The organism is Xanthomonas sp. NCPPB 1062 (assembly GCF_041481705.2).
Classification (GTDB): domain Bacteria; phylum Pseudomonadota; class Gammaproteobacteria; order Xanthomonadales; family Xanthomonadaceae; genus Xanthomonas; species Xanthomonas euvesicatoria.
Window position 1 is genome coordinate 4,082,134 of record NZ_CM192987.1, and the last position, 15,364, is coordinate 4,097,497.

The 15,364-nt window shown below is 64.7% G+C and carries 17 protein-coding genes; 2 read left to right on the forward strand and 15 right to left on the reverse strand.

Going from position 1 to position 15,364, the window contains the following annotated elements; translation table 11 throughout:
- The first annotated feature begins 101 nt into the window (after positions 1 to 101).
- Positions 102 to 485: a GtrA family protein gene (locus ACCQ16_RS17425; RefSeq protein ID WP_218497226.1), complete on the forward strand. Its 384-nt coding sequence runs from the start codon at positions 102 to 104 to the stop codon at positions 483 to 485.
- 518 nt (positions 486 to 1,003) lie between these two features.
- Here ACCQ16_RS17425 and ACCQ16_RS17430 read toward each other — a convergent pair.
- The 11 genes from ACCQ16_RS17430 to ACCQ16_RS17480 all read right to left on the reverse strand — a co-directional run bounded on the left by ACCQ16_RS17430 (position 1,004) and on the right by ACCQ16_RS17480 (position 9,256).
- A complete protein-coding gene (locus ACCQ16_RS17430; protein ID WP_122272305.1) occupies positions 1,004 to 1,573 on the reverse strand; it encodes a chorismate mutase in 570 nt (189 codons plus the stop codon).
- Complete coding sequence (locus tag ACCQ16_RS17435; protein WP_154671624.1) at positions 1,570 to 1,740, reverse strand: hypothetical protein; 171 nt, start codon at positions 1,738 to 1,740, stop codon at positions 1,570 to 1,572. Before ACCQ16_RS17435 ends, ACCQ16_RS17430 begins: the two co-directional genes overlap by 4 nt.
- Positions 1,741 to 1,802: 62 nt before the next feature.
- Positions 1,803 to 2,225, reverse strand: coding sequence for a F0F1 ATP synthase subunit epsilon (locus tag ACCQ16_RS17440; RefSeq protein ID WP_003484011.1), 423 nt, complete (start codon positions 2,223 to 2,225; stop codon positions 1,803 to 1,805).
- 143 nt (positions 2,226 to 2,368) lie between these two features.
- Positions 2,369 to 3,775: a F0F1 ATP synthase subunit beta gene (atpD, locus tag ACCQ16_RS17445; RefSeq protein ID WP_003484008.1), complete on the reverse strand. Its 1,407-nt coding sequence runs from the start codon at positions 3,773 to 3,775 to the stop codon at positions 2,369 to 2,371.
- A gap of 142 nt (positions 3,776 to 3,917) precedes the next feature.
- Entirely contained in the window at positions 3,918 to 4,781 is an 864-nt protein-coding gene (gene atpG / locus ACCQ16_RS17450) for a F0F1 ATP synthase subunit gamma (protein ID WP_008571039.1), read from the reverse strand.
- A 197-nt stretch (positions 4,782 to 4,978) separates the two neighbouring features.
- A complete protein-coding gene (gene atpA / locus ACCQ16_RS17455; RefSeq protein WP_003484004.1) occupies positions 4,979 to 6,526 on the reverse strand; it encodes a F0F1 ATP synthase subunit alpha in 1,548 nt (515 codons plus the stop codon).
- A 47-nt stretch (positions 6,527 to 6,573) separates the two neighbouring features.
- On the reverse strand, positions 6,574 to 7,101 hold the full coding sequence (locus ACCQ16_RS17460) for a F0F1 ATP synthase subunit delta (RefSeq protein WP_277573201.1): 528 nt from the start codon (positions 7,099 to 7,101) through the stop codon (positions 6,574 to 6,576).
- 3 nt (positions 7,102 to 7,104) lie between these two features.
- Entirely contained in the window at positions 7,105 to 7,575 is a 471-nt protein-coding gene (locus ACCQ16_RS17465; RefSeq protein ID WP_003483999.1) for a F0F1 ATP synthase subunit B, read from the reverse strand.
- A gap of 114 nt (positions 7,576 to 7,689) precedes the next feature.
- Entirely contained in the window at positions 7,690 to 7,992 is a 303-nt protein-coding gene (gene atpE / locus ACCQ16_RS17470) for a F0F1 ATP synthase subunit C (RefSeq protein WP_002814105.1), read from the reverse strand.
- Between the two features lie 72 nt (positions 7,993 to 8,064).
- Positions 8,065 to 8,865 carry a F0F1 ATP synthase subunit A gene (gene atpB / locus ACCQ16_RS17475; protein WP_005914709.1) on the reverse strand — a complete coding sequence of 267 codons (801 nt, stop codon included), beginning with the start codon at positions 8,863 to 8,865 and terminating at the stop codon, positions 8,065 to 8,067.
- Between the two features lie 25 nt (positions 8,866 to 8,890).
- The gene (locus ACCQ16_RS17480) at positions 8,891 to 9,256 is read right to left on the reverse strand and encodes a hypothetical protein (RefSeq protein WP_005920882.1); all 366 of its coding nucleotides are present in this window, start codon (positions 9,254 to 9,256) and stop codon (positions 8,891 to 8,893) included.
- A 523-nt stretch (positions 9,257 to 9,779) separates the two neighbouring features.
- Between ACCQ16_RS17480 and ACCQ16_RS17485 the strand changes: the two genes are divergently transcribed.
- Complete coding sequence (locus ACCQ16_RS17485) at positions 9,780 to 10,592, forward strand: hypothetical protein (protein ID WP_008571043.1); 813 nt, start codon at positions 9,780 to 9,782, stop codon at positions 10,590 to 10,592.
- A gap of 138 nt (positions 10,593 to 10,730) precedes the next feature.
- On the opposite strand, the gene ACCQ16_RS17490 is transcribed toward ACCQ16_RS17485, so the two are convergent.
- The 4 genes from ACCQ16_RS17490 to ACCQ16_RS17505 are packed head-to-tail and all read right to left on the reverse strand — an operon-like array spanning position 10,731 to position 15,336.
- Positions 10,731 to 11,030: a hypothetical protein gene (locus tag ACCQ16_RS17490; RefSeq protein WP_029820335.1), complete on the reverse strand. Its 300-nt coding sequence runs from the start codon at positions 11,028 to 11,030 to the stop codon at positions 10,731 to 10,733.
- A gap of 49 nt (positions 11,031 to 11,079) precedes the next feature.
- Positions 11,080 to 12,903 carry a dihydrolipoyl dehydrogenase gene (lpdA, locus tag ACCQ16_RS17495; protein ID WP_372380046.1) on the reverse strand — a complete coding sequence of 608 codons (1,824 nt, stop codon included), beginning with the start codon at positions 12,901 to 12,903 and terminating at the stop codon, positions 11,080 to 11,082.
- Between the two features lie 16 nt (positions 12,904 to 12,919).
- Positions 12,920 to 13,567 carry a hypothetical protein gene (locus ACCQ16_RS17500; protein WP_209261813.1) on the reverse strand — a complete coding sequence of 216 codons (648 nt, stop codon included), beginning with the start codon at positions 13,565 to 13,567 and terminating at the stop codon, positions 12,920 to 12,922.
- On the reverse strand, positions 13,564 to 15,336 hold the full coding sequence (locus tag ACCQ16_RS17505; RefSeq protein WP_209261814.1) for a dihydrolipoyllysine-residue acetyltransferase: 1,773 nt from the start codon (positions 15,334 to 15,336) through the stop codon (positions 13,564 to 13,566). Before ACCQ16_RS17505 ends, ACCQ16_RS17500 begins: the two co-directional genes overlap by 4 nt.
- Between the last annotated feature and the right edge of the window lie 28 nt (positions 15,337 to 15,364).

The window sequence follows — 15,364 nt, forward strand, 5'->3', positions numbered from 1 at the left end:
GCCCCCTCGCGTCGTTGCCCGGATGCAGCGTTCGCCCGCACTAACAACGTTTGCGCCTCGCTGCCGCTAGGATGGGCGCCCCTTTCCTTTGCCCCGCACGCATGAGTCTGTTCCGCCAAGGCAGCCAGTTCATGATCATTGGCGCCCTGCAGCTGGTCGTCGATTGCGGCATCTTCATCGCCGCCACCGCCGCAGGCATGCCTGCGGTGCCCGCCAATCTGCTCGGACGCATCGGCGGCGCCATGCTCGGCTTTTGGCTCAACGGCCGCTACACCTTCGCCCAGCAAGGCGATGCGCGACTGGGTTGGCGACGCTTCGGCCGCTTTGCGTTGATGTGGCTGACGCTCACGCTGATCAGCACCTGGCTGCTCTCGACCACGGTAGACCTACTCGGCCTGCGTCAGGCATGGCTGGCAAAACCGCTGGTCGAAGGCGGGCTGGCGGTCGTGTCGTTCTTCCTGGGCCGGCATGTGGTGTATCGCTGATCGAGGCATGCGCAGGCGCCGAGCGATTGCTCGATCGTGTGGCGATACGACGCAAAAGGGGACACCGCTTGCGCGCAGACAGCGCGCAGCACAGGCGCGGCATCTGTTCCAGTGCTGATCGATCGCGCGGATATCCTTGTCGCTCTTATGCGGCATCCATGCTGCATCGGGTCCACACCCGGTCGGCGAACAAGGAACAGTCGCGTTGGCAGGTGTGCGTGGCGTTCAACCAGGCTGCCAGCGACCTTTCTCGTACAGCGTCCTCGCCGATTGCATGACAGTTGACGGCATGGATGCCGTCATCGCCTTTCCAGGACGGGTTGAGGGCGCGCCTGGCGAGCGCCCAGTGCACCGCGCCTTGGACACGCTCAGCGTTCGATCTGAACGCCTGACTGCATCCACCAGGATGCGGCCGACAAAACCGCTGCAATCGCCACCAAGCGAACGCGCACACGTGTTGTCGGCCGCTCCAACCGCATGACAGCGCGTTGGTCTCGCAGACACGTTGCCGCTATGGATCAGTGGCAAAAATCGCCCAGGCCGCGCACCAGTGCCGCACGATGCAGCGCATCCAGCTGCCACTGCTCTGCGTAATGCGCAGCGGCGCGCGCGGTGCTGGCCGGGCAGTCGGGCGCGCTGCGCGCCGAGGCCACATCGGCCAGCGCATCGAGCAGTTCGCCCTGCAGTTGATCCAGGCGAGCGCGCAGCGCGGTGAGATCCGGACGTGCGGTGTTCGGCGCATGTCCGCGCTCGTGCCAATGGTTGAGCAGCGCGTACTGCACCGACTTGTTGGCCTCGATTTGCGCGCCGAAGAAACGCGCCGCGTCGTCGGCATCCAGCCCATGCGCCGGCGCCTGATCGCGCACGCTCTGCAGCACCGCCGCCTCGCGCGCCTGATCCAGCACCGGCTTGCCGCTGTCCCACTTGCTTAGCGCTACCGCATCGCCAATGGCATTGCGCTGCACGATGCGATCCATCAGCAGATCCAACGGCGGCTGGCTGCGCGCCGGCCATGCGCACCCCAGCAGTCCGGCGGCCAACAGGCCGCTCACCATGTAAGCGCGAATGCCATCGATCGAACGGGTCATGCCATCTTCCTCAACGTGCCGGGATAAGCTTGCCATGCAGCGCTGCGGTGCAGCGGTGCGCCAAGGCACGCAGTGTGCCTGCCGCGCGCCACCGCGGATTCACGCACCCGCACGCGGCGCTCCAAAAACGAAAACGCCGACACGATGGTCGGCGTTTCGAACTTCATATCTGCAGACGAACTTGCAGCAGTCGGACGTGCATGCCCACCCTGCAGTGGACAGACCACGCTTAGTGCTTGAGGTTGCGACGCAAGCGCTCCAGCGCCTGCAGCTGTACTGTCGCTTCGGCCAGCTGACGCTGTGCCTCGGCCACGTCCACCGTGTTGCCACGGTTGGCCAGCAGCCGCTCGGCCTCTTCCTTGACCTTGCGCACGGCCGCCTCGTCAATGTCCTGCGCACGCACCGCGGTGTCGACCAGGATGGTCACCACCTGCGGCTGCACTTCCAGGATGCCGCCGGAAATGGCGAAATCCAGCTGTTCGCCATTGGCGGTGGTCACCACCACCTTGCCCGGCTTCAGGCGTGTGATCAGCGGCGCGTGCTTGGGCGCAATGCCCAGCTCGCCCAACTCGCCGGTAGCCACGACCAGCGTCGCCTCACCGTGGAAGATTTCCTTTTCGGCGCTGACGATGTCGCAACGGATAGTGCTCATGCTGCCTCACTCTGTGAGGCGGGGATTGGGGATGCGGGATTCGGGATTGGCAACCGCAGCTTTCACTGTGGTCACTCACCTCGTTTCCGCTCCCCAATTACCGCCGTACCAAATCCCGAATCCCGAATGCCAAATCCCGGCTCTTACGCCTTGGCGCTCATCTTGTTGGCTTTCTCGACCGCTTCTTCGATGCTGCCGACCATGTAGAACGCCTGCTCCGGCAGGTGGTCGTATTCGCCGTCGCAGATCGCCTTGAAGCCGCGGATGGTGTCCTTCAGCGACACGTACTTGCCCGGCGAACCGGTGAACACTTCGGCCACGTGGAAGGGCTGGCTGAAGAAGCGCTCGATCTTGCGTGCGCGCGACACCGACTGCTTGTCTTCTTCGCTCAGCTCGTCCATGCCCAGGATGGCGATGATGTCCTTCAGTTCCTTGTACTTCTGCAAGGTCTGCTGGACGCGCTGGGCGGTGTCGTAATGCTCGTGGCCGATCACCAGCGGATCCATCTGGCGGCTGGTGGAGTCCAGCGGATCCACCGCCGGGTAGATACCCAGCGAGGCGATGTTACGGCTCAGCGTGACGGTCGAGTCCAGGTGGGCGAAGGTGGTCGCCGGCGACGGGTCGGTCAGGTCGTCCGCAGGCACGTACACGGCCTGGATCGAGGTGATCGAACCGCTCTTGGTCGAGGTGATGCGCTCCTGCAGCACGCCCATTTCCTCGGCCAGGGTCGGCTGGTAGCCCACCGCCGACGGCATGCGGCCGAGCAGCGCGGACACTTCGGTACCGGCCAGCGTGTAGCGGTAGATGTTGTCCACGAACAGCAGCACGTCCTTGCCCTTGCCGCTGGCGTCCTTCTCGTCGCGGAAGTACTCGGCCATGGTCAGGCCGGTCAATGCCACGCGCAGACGGTTGCCCGGCGGCTCGTTCATCTGGCCGTAGACCATCGCCACCTTGTCCAGGACGTTGGAGTCCTTCATCTCGTGGTAGAAGTCGTTGCCCTCGCGGGTACGCTCGCCCACGCCGGCGAACACGGACAAGCCCGAGTGCGCCTTAGCGATGTTGTTGATCAGTTCCATCATGTTGACGGTCTTGCCGACGCCGGCGCCGCCGAACAGGCCGACCTTGCCGCCCTTGGCAAACGGGCACATCAGGTCGATCACCTTGATGCCGGTTTCCAGCAATTCGGTGCTGGAGGACTGGTCTTCATACGACGGTGCGCCGCGATGGATTTCCCAGTGGTCCGAGGCCTGCACGTCGCCGGCTTCGTCGATCGGGCGACCCAGCACGTCCATGATGCGACCCAGCGTACCGGCACCGACCGGCACCGAGATGGCGCGTTCGGTGTTGGTGGCGACCAGGTTGCGCTTCAGGCCGTCGGTGGAGCCGAGCGCAATCGTGCGCACCACGCCGTCGCCGAGCTGCTGCTGCACTTCCAGGGTGATTTCGGTGCCGTCGACCTTCAGCGCGTGATACACCTTCGGCACTTCATTGCGCGGGAATTCGACGTCGACGACCGCGCCGATGATCTGAACGATCTTGCCCTGACTCATTTTGCTGCTCCGGTTAGCTTTGTTCTGTCCGAGTGGCCGATGCCATCTCGTGGAATTTGTGATTTGGGATTCGTGATTGGGGATTCGCAAGGGCGCACTTCGCTGCGCTCCAACCAATCCCGAATCCCCAATCCCGGCGTACTTATACAGCCGCTGCGCCGCTGACGATTTCCGAAATTTCCTGGGTAATCGCCGCCTGACGTGCCTTGTTGTAGACCAGTTGCAAGGTGCCGATCATCTTGTTGGCGTTGTCGCTGGCGGCCTTCATCGCCACCATGCGCGCGGCATGTTCGGACGCAACGTTTTCCAGCACGGCCTGGTACACCAGCGACTCGATGTAGCGCGTCATCACGTGCTCCAGCACGGTGGCGGCATCGGGTTCGTACAGGTAGTCCCAATCGTGGTGCGCCACCTTGTGTTCGGCGGCCGGCAGCGGCAGCAGCTGATCGAAGCTGGCCTTCTGCGTCATGGTGTTCACGAAGCGGTTGTAGACCAGGTAGACGCGGTCCACCTTGCCTTCGATGAAGGCATCGATCATCACCTTGATCACGCCGATCAGCTGCTCCACCTGCGGGCTGTCGCCCAGGTGGGTCACGCTGCCGACCATGTTGACCTTGATGCGACGGAAGAACGCCGAGGCCTTCTGGCCGATGGTCACCACGTCGATCTCGGCACCGGTGTCCTGCCACGGGCGTACTTCGCCCAGCATCTTGCGGAACAGGTTGTTGTTCAGACCGCCGGCCAGGCCGCGGTCGGACGAGATCACGATATAGCCGACCCGCTTGACCTGTTCGCGCTCGACCAGGAACGGATGCTGGAAATCGGTGCTGGCCTGCGCCAGATGCCCGATCACCTGCTTCATCGCCTGCGCATACGGACGCGAGGTCTTCATGCGCTCCTGCGCCTTGCGGATCTTGGAGGCCGAGACCATTTCGAGCGCGCGCGTCACCTTGCGGGTGTTCTGCACGCTCTTGATCTTGGTTTTGATTTCGCGTCCGCCTGCCATACTCGCTCGCTTCGCTCGCTTAGTGAGATTCGGGAATCGGGATTGGGGATTGGCAACAGCCTCCCTACCTCACCGCTTCCGCGAACCCCGGATGCCTAACTTCTGGGATATGGGAACAACGATTCGAAATCGGCCAACGCCCCGAACCATCGCTCCTACGAATCCCGAATGCCCAATCCCAAATCACGGCGACTGGCTTACCAGCTGCCCGTGGTCTTGAACTCTTCGATGCCTTTCTTGAAGCTGGCTTCGATGTCGTTGTCCCAACCGCCGGTGCTGTTGATCTTGGAGACCAGCTCGCCCTGGGTGTTGGCGAAGTGCGCGTGCAGGCCTTCCTCGAACGCCAGCAGCTTGTTGACCGGCACGTCGTCCAGGTAGCCCTCGTTGACGGCGTAGATCGACAGCGCCTGGTTGGCGATGGACATCGGCGCGTACTGCTTCTGCTTCATCAGCTCGGTGACGCGCTGACCGCGCTCGAGCTGCTTGCGGGTAGCTTCGTCCAGGTCCGAGGCGAACTGCGCGAACGCCGCCAGCTCGCGGTACTGCGCCAGCGAGATACGGATGCCGCCGGACAGCTTCTTGATGATCTTGGTCTGGGCGGCGCCACCGACGCGCGACACCGAGATACCGGCGTTGACGGCCGGACGGATACCGGCGTTGAACAGGTCGGTTTCCAGGAAGATCTGGCCGTCGGTGATCGAGATCACGTTGGTCGGCACGAACGCAGACACGTCGCCGGCCTGCGTTTCGATGATCGGCAGCGCAGTCAGCGAGCCGGTCTTGCCGGTCACCGCACCGTTGGTGAACTTCTCCACGTATTCCTCGGACACGCGCGCGGCGCGCTCGAGCAGGCGGGAGTGCAGATAGAACACGTCGCCCGGATAGGCTTCGCGACCCGGCGGGCGCTTGAGCAGCAGCGAGATCTGGCGGTAGGCCACGGCCTGCTTGGACAGATCGTCGTACACGATCAGCGCGTCTTCGCCGCGGTCCATGAAGTACTCGCCCATGGTGCAACCGGCGTAGGGGCTGATGTATTGCATCGCGGCCGATTCGGACGCGGTGGCAGCCACCACCACGGTGTGCGCCAGCGCGCCGTTTTCTTCCAGCTTGCGCACGATGTTGGCAACGGTCGAGGCCTTCTGGCCGATCGCCACGTACACGCACTTGATGCCGGTGCCCTTCTGGTTGATCACCGCGTCGATCGCCAGCGCGGTCTTGCCGGTCTGACGGTCACCGATGACCAGCTCGCGCTGGCCACGGCCGATCGGAATCATCGCATCGACCGACTTGTAACCGGTCTGCACCGGCTGGTCGACCGACTTGCGCCAGATCACGCCGGGCGCAACGCGCTCCACCGGTGCGGTCTGGGTGGCGCCCAGCGGGCCCTTGCCGTCGATCGGCTCGCCCAGTGCGTTGACCACGCGACCCAGCAGTTCCGGACCCACCGGCACTTCCAGGATGCGGCCGGTGGTCTTGGCCACGTCGCCTTCGCGCAGGCTTTCGTAGTCGCCCAGCACCACGGCGCCGACAGAATCGCGCTCCAGGTTCAGTGCCAGCGCGAAGGTGTTGTTCGGCAGTTCGATCATTTCGCCCTGCATCACGTCGGCCAGGCCGAAGATGCGCACGATGCCGTCGGACACGCTGGTCACGGAGCCTTCGTTGCGCGACTCTGCGGACAGCTTGACCGCTTCGATGCGGGTCTTGATCAGGTCGCTGATTTCGGAGGGGTTGAGCGTGGTTGCCATCGTTCAGTCCTAGGTGCCGGCCGCGAGGGCCGTGCGTTTATGTGAATTCAGTGGGCGAGCGAGCTTTGCAGACGCGCAAGCTTGCCCTTCAGCGAGCCGTCGATGACCACGTCGCCGGTGTCGATCACCGCGCCGCCGATCAGCGACGCATCGACTGCGGTGGTGATGTCCACATCGCGGCCGAAGCGCTTCTTCAGCGCAGCAGCGATCGTGTCGAGTTCGGTCTGGCTCATTGCAGCGGCCGAGGTCACCGTCGCCTTGACGACATGTTCGGCCTCGGCACGCAGTTGTTCGTACAAGCCTGCCACTTCCGGCAGCAGCGACAGCCGCTGCGCATCGGCAAGCACGCCGAGGAAACGCAGATAGTCCTCGCCCGCCTGCGGCGGCGCCAGCAGCGTCACTGCCTGTTCCTGGCCAAGGGCCGGGTTGAGCAGCAATGCGGCCACGCGCGGGTCGCCGGCCACCTGCGCCGAAAACGCCAGCGCATCGGACCAGGGCGCGAAGTTGCCGCCCTCACGCGCGATCGCAAACGCGGCACGGCCGTAGGGACGGGCAAGGGTGAGGGCCTGAGTCATCGCTTAAATCTCCGCCGCCAGCTCGTCGAGCAGCGCCTTGTGGGCGTTGGCATCGATTTCGCGCTTGAGCAGCTTTTCTGCACCGCTGACGGCCAGCACCGAGACCTGCTTGCGCAGCTCCTCGCGGGCACGCGTGGCGGATGCGTCGATTTCGGTCTGCGCCAGATCCTTCTGACGGTTGGCTTCGGCAATTGCCTCCAGCTTGGCCGCTTCGATGATCTGGTTGGCGCGCGCATGGGCCTGATCGATGATCTCGTTGGCCTTGGTGCGTGCGTCCTTCAGTGCTTCATTGACCTTTTCCTGCGCCTGCGCCAGGTCCTTCTGACTCCGGTCGGCCGCAGCCAGACCTTCAGCAATCTTTTGCTGACGCTCTTCGATCGCCTGCAGCAGCGGCGGCCAGATCTTGGTCGCGACGATCCAGATCAGACCGGCGAAGGCCAGCGCCTGGGCAAAGATGGTAAGGGTGATATCCATGGGTCGCTCAATCGCTGTTTAGGGGTGAAAGCGCCACCGCGCGGGCGGCGCTTTCCGACCTTCATCCGCGGATGCAACCGCCAAGGGCCGCATCCACATCCTGCTACCGCTGGATCAGCCGGCAGCCTGCGACAGACGCTCGATGAACACCTGGGCCAGCGGGTTGGCGAAGGCGAACAGCAGGCCGACGGCGACGCTGATGATGAACGCGGCGTCGATCAGGCCGGCGGTGATGAACATACGAACCTGCAGCACCGGGATCAGTTCCGGCTGGCGCGCAGCCGATTCCAGGAACTTGCCAGCCATGATGGCCAGACCGAGGCCGGCACCCAGCGCGGCCAGGCCGATCATGATGCCGACGGCGAGGACGGTGGAGCTCTGGACTTGAGCGAGGTTGGTCAGGACGGCGAGGTACATGGTGATCTCCGAACGAAAGTTTCTAAGGGTGATGGATGAAGCGGAATAAAGCAGATGAAGGGTGACGCAAACTCAGTGACTGTCTTCAGCCAGGCTCAGGTACACGATCGACAGCATCATGAAAATGAAGGCCTGCAGCGGAATCACCAGCAGGTGGAACAGCATCCAGCCCAGGCCGAATGCGCCGCCAGCAACCATGCCGGCGATGCCTGCACCGCCCAGCACCCAGATCAGCAGGAAGACGATCTCGCCGCCGAACATGTTGCCGAACAGTCGCATCGCCAACGAAATCGGCTTGCTCAGCCACTCGACGATGTTCAAAAGCAGGTTGAACGGCATCATCCACTTGCCGAACGGCGCCGTCAGGAATTCCTTGGTCATGCCGCCCACGCCCTTGGAGCGCAGCGAGAACACGATCATCAGGAAGAACACGCTGATCGACATGCCCAAGGTGGCGTTGACGTCGGCGGTCGGCACCGGCTTCCAGGCGTGCACGCCGGCCCAACCCAGCGGAATGGCGATGAAATCGGCCGGGATCATCTTGATGAGGTTCATCAACAGGATCCAGAAGAAGATGGTGATCGCGATCGGCGTCACCAGCTTGCTGCTGCCGTGGTAGGTGTCCTTGGCCTGGCGGTCGACGAACTCCAGGCAGATTTCCACGAACGCCTGCCACTTGCCCGGCACGCCGGCCGTGGCATTGCGGGTCGCCGTCCAGAACGCCAGGACCATGACCAGGCCCATCAACACCGCCATGATCAGGGTGTCGAGGTGGATGGTCCAAAACGTGCCGCCACCATCGCGAACCGGAACGATCAGGTTCTGCAAGTGATGCTGGATATAGGAGGTAGGTGTTGCTGCCTCGCCCGCCATGTGTCCGGAGCCCTTTAAGTTCGAATCAACGCCTGGCCAGAGCCAGAACCTGAAAAATCAGCCCGATGGCGATACCCGCCAACAAAGCCAGAGGAGGCAGCCGCCACAGGCCGAAGCCCAGCGCCAGCGCCACGAAAACCAACACCCACTTCAGCACCATTGCCAGGATCAGCCGCACCATGGCGATGCCCGCTGCCTGGATACCGCCACCTAGCGCGGTACGTGCCGCAACCCAACCGCCCAGCACCGTCGCAAATCCGGTCAATGCCAGACCGGCAGCGTAACGGGGACCGACCAACAGCAACCCCAGACTGGTTATAGCTACGGCGGCAAGCGGATATACCGCAGCGCGCAGCATCAACCGCCGACCCGCGTCAACGGAGTTCAGCACTACGGTTACCTTACGTGTGAATGAGTGGGAAGCGCAGCTGCGCCTCGTCGAGCCGCGAAAGTATAGCAATGGGACAAATTGCGAGACAACCGGCAGAGGTCATCGCTTGCTGCAACGCACCACATGGCTGCCCCCGTCGCGGGTGGGAACTTTGCCACAAACCAGCGGTCAGAACTTGCGAGGCCTGCACATCCTCGTCGAAAGGTAGCGCCGCAGGCCGCGTCTGGGAGCCCTGGGAGACCGGGGCTCCTGCTTTTGTACGCATTTTGTCGCACCCTGCGACCTTCCCATCGGCGGTCCAATCGATTTCCTGGTTTGCGTTGCCTCCGAACGACCCTTGGCAGCGCCGCTGCACGTGTTCCGTGACTCCACCAAAGAATTAGCAAAGCGGACCGTTTTGTCCGATTGCTACGGCCGCCTTCACGCACACTGGACGGCCCCTTCACTTTTGAAAGACGCGCGCTTATCGACTATGCGCTGCACAGGCCGAACCGCCTGACCATTCCAAGAATTCGGAGCCCCCATGAAACACCTCCTCGCACTGGCGATCCCGTGCGTCCTGGCCGTCGCCTATGTCGCGCCCGCACACGCCGAAGACACCGATGATCGCTTCCAGCTCCGCCTTGGCGCGATGAATGTCGACAACGACAACACCCTGCGCGGCAACACCCTGCTGGCCGGCAACAATGTCTCGGTCAACGAAGATTTCAAGTTGGGCGGCAAGGAATGGGAGCCGCGCGTGGATGGCGTGTTCCGCATCAGCACCCGCCAGCGCCTGATCTTCGACTACTTCAAGTACGACAAGGATCGCCGCGAGACCCTGAGCCAGGATCTGAGCGCCGGCGGCGTGACCGTGCCGTCCGGCAGCTTCATCAAGGGCGAGCTGAAGTACCAGGTCGCCACTTTCGTGTACGACTACTCGGTGATCGATTCTCCGGAATTCAGCCTGGGCCTGCAGATTGGCGCCGAGTACGCCAAGGTCGAGGCCAATGCCTACGCCGATCTGGGCACGCTGTTCAGTGGCGACGTCTTGGACGAAAGCGAAGACGGCGTTGCGCCGGTCGTCGGTATCCGCTTCACCGCGCGTCCCAGCGAACACTGGCTGTTCAATGTGCAGGGCCAGTACCTCAACACCAGTTGGGGCGACTTCGGCGACTACGACGGCGACCTGAGCCGCGCCAACGCGATTGCCGAATACCGCTTCACCAAGAACTTCGGCATTTTCGCCGGCTACGACTGGTTCAAGCTGGACGTGGACCGCGAGGGCAGCGACGGCCTGGTCGGCCTGAAGCAGGAGTTCAAGGGCCCGGTGGCAGGCGTGACGTTCGCGTTCTGATCCTCTCGGGCCCCGGGACCCGGGACCCGAAAAGCAGCTTCATGCAGAACCCCGCAGCGATGCGGGGTTCTGTCGTTTGACGGATGCGTGGCACGTCACCGACGCGGCGCCGGCCGCAGGGCAGCAGCGGACACAGGCTCAGGGCGGCTTGGTCGCACCCGCTACCAACAGATGCTGGTGCGTGACGCAGTAGCACTCGTCGTGCCACCCGTAGTGCGGATCGGTGCAGATCGCATGCTGCACCGTCGCCGGCAGCGACGCCACGTCGCTGCGCAAGTCGCGCTTCAGCGAGACGAACACCGAGCCCGGATGGGGCCAGTCGGTCCTCCGCGGCGGCTCGGCGATACGGTTGCCGCCGGCCAATTCGCGCTGCAGCAGCGCCTGCAGTTCGGGACACAGATTGCCCTGCCCCACGGCGACCTCCGTGCGTGGCGTCACCGCCGCGGCGACCGTGCCACACGTGGCGGCACGGTCGTGCGGAGCGGCGTCACTTCTTCTTGGGGATGTACAGATCGGTGATGGTGCCGTCGTAGACCTCGGCGGCCATGCCGACCGACTCGCTCAGGGTCGGGTGCGCGTGGATGGTGTGGCCGATGTCTTCGGCCTCGGCACCCATTTCGATCGCCAGGCCAATTTCAGCCAGCAGGTCGCCGGCATGCACGCCGACGATGGCGCCACCGATCACGCGATGCGTCTGTTCCTCGAAGATCAGCTTGGTGAAACCTTCGGTACGGCCGATGCCGATCGCGCGGCCGCTGGCGGCCCACGGGAACTTGGCCACGCCCACCTTCAGGCCCTTGGCCTTGGCTTCGGTCTCGGTGACGCCGACCCAGGCGATTTCCGGGTTGGTGTAGGCCACCGACGGGATCACCCGCGCCACCCATTCCTTCTTCTCGCCGGCAGCCACTTCGGCAGCCAGCTTGCCTTCGTGGGTGGCCTTGTGCGCCAGCATCGGGTTACCGACGATGTCGCCGATGGCGAAGATGTGCGGCACGTTGGTGCGCATCTGCCGATCGACCGGAATGAAGCCGCGCTCGGTGACGGTGACGCCGGCCTTTTCCGCACCGATCTTCTTGCCGTTCGGGCTACGGCCCACGGCAACCAGCACGCGGTCGTACGTGGTGGCCTGCAGGCCGGGCTTTTCGCCTTCCACAGCCGCTTCGAAGGATACGGTGATGCCGGCCTTGTCGGCCTTGACGTCGGTGGCCTTGGTCTTGAGATGAACCTCGACGCCCTGCTTTTTCAGGCGATCGGCCAGCGGCTTGACCAGGTCCTTGTCGGCGCCCGGCATCAGCTGGTCCATGAACTCCACCACGGTGACCTTGCTGCCGAGCGCGCTGTACACCGTGGCCATTTCCAGGCCGATGATGCCGCCGCCGACCACCAGCAGGGTCTTGGGAATGTCGTGCAACTCCAGCGCGTCGGTGGAGTCCATCACGCGCTTGTCGTCCCATGGGAAGTTGGGCAGCTTCACCGCCTGCGAGCCGGCGGCGATGATGCAGTGCTCAAAGCGCAGCAGTTGGGTCTTGCCGTCGTCGCCGACGATTTCCAGCTCGTTGGGCGAGACGAAGCTGGCCACGCCGGTGACGGTGCGCACCTTGCGCTGCTTGGCCATGCTGGCCAGGCCGCCGGTGAGCTTGCCGACCACTTTTTCCTTGTACTCGCGCAGCTTGTCCAGGGCGATCTTGGGCTGGCCGAAGTCCACGCCGAAGTCGCCGGCATGGGCCACTTCATCGATCACCGCGGCGGCATGCAGCAGCGCCTTGGACGGGATGCAGCCGACGTTGAGACAGACACCGCCCAGGCTGGCGTAGCGCTCGATCAGCACCGTCTCCAGGCCCAGATCGGCCGCGCGGAAGGCAGCGGTGTAGCCGCCGGGGCCGGCGCCGAGCACCACCATCTTGCATTCGATGTCGGCCGGCTTGCCGCTGGCCAGCGCCGGCTTGGGCGCGGCCGGCTCGGCCGGGGCACGGTGCGACGGCGTCACCGGCGGCTTGCTGCCCGGTGCGGCGGCAGGCGCTGCAGCGGCCGGGGCAGCCTTGGGTTCGGCCTTGGCCGGCGCGGCAGCCTCGCCTTCGGTTTCGAGCAGCAGCACGAGCGCGCCTTCGGACAGGGTGTCGCCAACCTTGACCTTGAGTTCCTTGACCACACCGGCCGCCGAGGACGGCACTTCCAGCGTGGCCTTGTCCGATTCCAGCGTTACCAGGCCCTGGTCCTTGGCCACGCTGTCGCCAACGGCGACCAGCACTTCGATGACGGGGACATCGCTGTAATCGCCGATGTCGGGAACCTTGATTTCAATGACCGCCATTTGCTTCTCCTGTAGCTCAACCGGCCGTGCCGGCAAGCGTCTGCTGGAGTTCATCCAGCGACGATTCGATTTGGGTCCAGCGCTTGTCGCGCTTCTTTTCCTTGCCTTCGCTGGCTTCGATCAGCAGCGCGGCCTGTTTCAGCAGCAACTCGCCGGCACCGCAGCTGGGGCGCGCGCCGCTGTAGCGCACGCCATCGACCTGGAACGAGAGCACTTCGCCCTCGCTCACCGGCGCGGTGCGTCCGTTCGGTGCGAGCTGGGTCAGCGTGTTGGTCCAGTTGCTGACCAGGCGCTTGGCCAACGGCGCCGGGATCGAGACCTCGACCGTTTCCGGGGTCTGCTCGGTGCGGAACTGCACGCTGCCGCGGTCGGTCTGGCTGACCCAGCTGTAGACGCGCTCGTCGGCGCGGCTATGCCGCAGGGTCCAGTCGGCGCCTTCCTTGCCCGGCACCAGCGACACCGCGCTCTCTACCCCACGTGTGGGCAGCGTCAGCAACGACAAGGCCGGCTTGGTGCCGCCATCCAGCAACGTGGTCACGGCAGTGCCGTAGTTGCCCACGGCCGGCGGCCAGCCGCGGCCGAGCGTGCTCTCGCATTCGCGTGCGGCCGCGTTTGCCCACGGCAGCACGCCGAGCGCGGCGATGGTCAGCAGCGCGGCCCTCACAGCAGGACGCGACGCATGTCGGCCAGCACCTGGCTGAGGTAGGTGGTGAAACGGGCTGCCAGGGCGCCGTCGATGACGCGGTGGTCGTAGCTCAGCGACAACGGCAGCATCAGCTTCGGCGCGAACTCCTTGCCGTTCCACACCGGCTGCATCGCCGACTTGGACACGCCCAGGATCGCCACTTCCGGCGCATTGATGATCGGGGTGAACGCGGTGCCGCCGATACCGCCGAGCGAGCTGATCGAGAAGCAGCCGCCGCTCATGTCGGCCGGGCCCAGCTTGCCGTCGCGCGCCTTCTTGGCCAGCTCGCCGCTTTCCTGCGCGATCTGCAGCACGCCCTTCTTGTCGACATCGCGAATCACCGGCACCACCAGGCCGTTGGGCGTATCGGCCGCAAACCCGATGTGGAAGTACTTCTTCAGGGTGAGGTTCTCGCCGGCCGCGTCCAGCGAGGCGTTGAACTCGGGGAACTTCTTCAGCGCCGCGGCGCTGGCCTTGACCAGGAAGGCGAGCATGGTCAGCTTGATGCCGGCCTTCTCGTTTTCCTTGTTGAGCGCCACGCGCAGGGCTTCCAGGTCGGTGATGTCGGCCGACTCGAACTGGGTGACGTGCGGAATCATGGCCCAGTTGCGCGCCAGGTTGGCACCGGAAATCTTCTTGATGCGCGACAGCGGCTGGGTTTCGGTCTCGCCGAACTTGCTGAAGTCCACCTTGGGCCAGGCCAGCAGGTTCAGGCCGTTGCCGCCACCGGCCGGCGCAGCGCCGGCTGCGGCCGGTGCGCCACCGCTGAGTGCAGCCTTCACATACCGCTGCACGTCTTCACGGGTGATGCGGCCGCCCTTTTCGCTGCCCTTGAGCTGGTTCAGGTCCACGCCCAATTCGCGTGCGAACACGCGCACCACCGGGCTGGCGTACGGCACCTTGGACGGCAGCACGCTGTCGGCATCGAAGGTCACCGGCGGGCTGCTCGGGTTGCCCGCGGACGGCTGGCCGCCTTGCGCTGCCTGCGTGCCGGCGCCGGAACGCGCGCCCTGCACCTGCGCGATCTCGCGCTGGGCCAGCTTGTCCGGCTCGGCCGGGACGGCAACCGGCTCGACCTTGCCCGCGGTTTCGGCGGTGTCGGTGGTGGGCTTGGCCGGCGACTGCGCCGCACCGGTGCCGCCATCGCTGGCCGCGATGATCGCCACCACATTGCCCTGCGAGAGCGTGTCGCCGACCTTGACCTTGAGTTCCTTGACCACACCGGCGGCCGAGGACGGGACTTCCATCGTGGCCTTGTCCGATTCCAGCGTGACCAGGCTCTGGTCCTTGGCGACGGTATCGCCCACGGCCACCAGCACCTCGATCACCGGGATGTCGGTGTAGTCGCCGATATCGGGCACGCGCGCTTCGATCAGGCCGCCTTCCGAGGAGGCCGCAGGCGCAGCAGATTCGGCCTTGGCGGCCGGTGCCGGGGCGGCGGCGGGCGCCGCCTTGGCCGGTGCGGCGGGCGCGGCGGCGGCGGGCTTGGCGGTCTCGGCGCCGGCATCGGCCACTTCGATCAACGCCACCAGCGCGCCCTGCGAGAGCGAATCGCCGACCTTGACCTTGAGTTCCTTGACCACGCCCGCCACCGACGAAGGCACTTCCATGGTGGCCTTGTCAGATTCCAGCGTGACCAGGCTCTGGTCCTTGCTGACCGTATCGCCGACGGACACCAGCACCTCGATTACCGGGACGTCGCTGTAGTCACCGATATCGGGGACAAGTGCTTCCTTGATTTCGGCCATACGGGGAACTCCGGCAACAGAATGGGGA

Coding starts and splice junctions, on each gene's coding strand:
- atpE (WP_002814105.1), bottom strand. CDS start 7,992: ATGTACCTCGCCGTCCTGACCAACCTCGCTCAAGTCCAGAGCTCCACC.
- ACCQ16_RS17430 (WP_122272305.1), bottom strand. CDS start 1,573: ATGACCCGTTCGATCGATGGCATTCGCGCTTACATGGTGAGCGGCCTG.
- ACCQ16_RS17485 (WP_008571043.1), top strand. CDS start 9,780: ATGAAACACCTCCTCGCACTGGCGATCCCGTGCGTCCTGGCCGTCGCC.
- ACCQ16_RS17425 (WP_218497226.1), top strand. CDS start 102: ATGAGTCTGTTCCGCCAAGGCAGCCAGTTCATGATCATTGGCGCCCTG.
- ACCQ16_RS17505 (WP_209261814.1), bottom strand. CDS start 15,336: ATGGCCGAAATCAAGGAAGCACTTGTCCCCGATATCGGTGACTACAGC.
- atpG (WP_008571039.1), bottom strand. CDS start 4,781: ATGGCAGGCGGACGCGAAATCAAAACCAAGATCAAGAGCGTGCAGAAC.
- ACCQ16_RS17435 (WP_154671624.1), bottom strand. CDS start 1,740: ATGAAGTTCGAAACGCCGACCATCGTGTCGGCGTTTTCGTTTTTGGAG.
- atpB (WP_005914709.1), bottom strand. CDS start 8,865: ATGGCGGGCGAGGCAGCAACACCTACCTCCTATATCCAGCATCACTTG.
- ACCQ16_RS17440 (WP_003484011.1), bottom strand. CDS start 2,225: ATGAGCACTATCCGTTGCGACATCGTCAGCGCCGAAAAGGAAATCTTC.
- lpdA (WP_372380046.1), bottom strand. CDS start 12,903: ATGGCGGTCATTGAAATCAAGGTTCCCGACATCGGCGATTACAGCGAT.
- atpA (WP_003484004.1), bottom strand. CDS start 6,526: ATGGCAACCACGCTCAACCCCTCCGAAATCAGCGACCTGATCAAGACC.
- ACCQ16_RS17460 (WP_277573201.1), bottom strand. CDS start 7,101: ATGACTCAGGCCCTCACCCTTGCCCGTCCCTACGGCCGTGCCGCGTTT.
- ACCQ16_RS17465 (WP_003483999.1), bottom strand. CDS start 7,575: ATGGATATCACCCTTACCATCTTTGCCCAGGCGCTGGCCTTCGCCGGT.
- atpD (WP_003484008.1), bottom strand. CDS start 3,775: ATGAGTCAGGGCAAGATCGTTCAGATCATCGGCGCGGTCGTCGACGTC.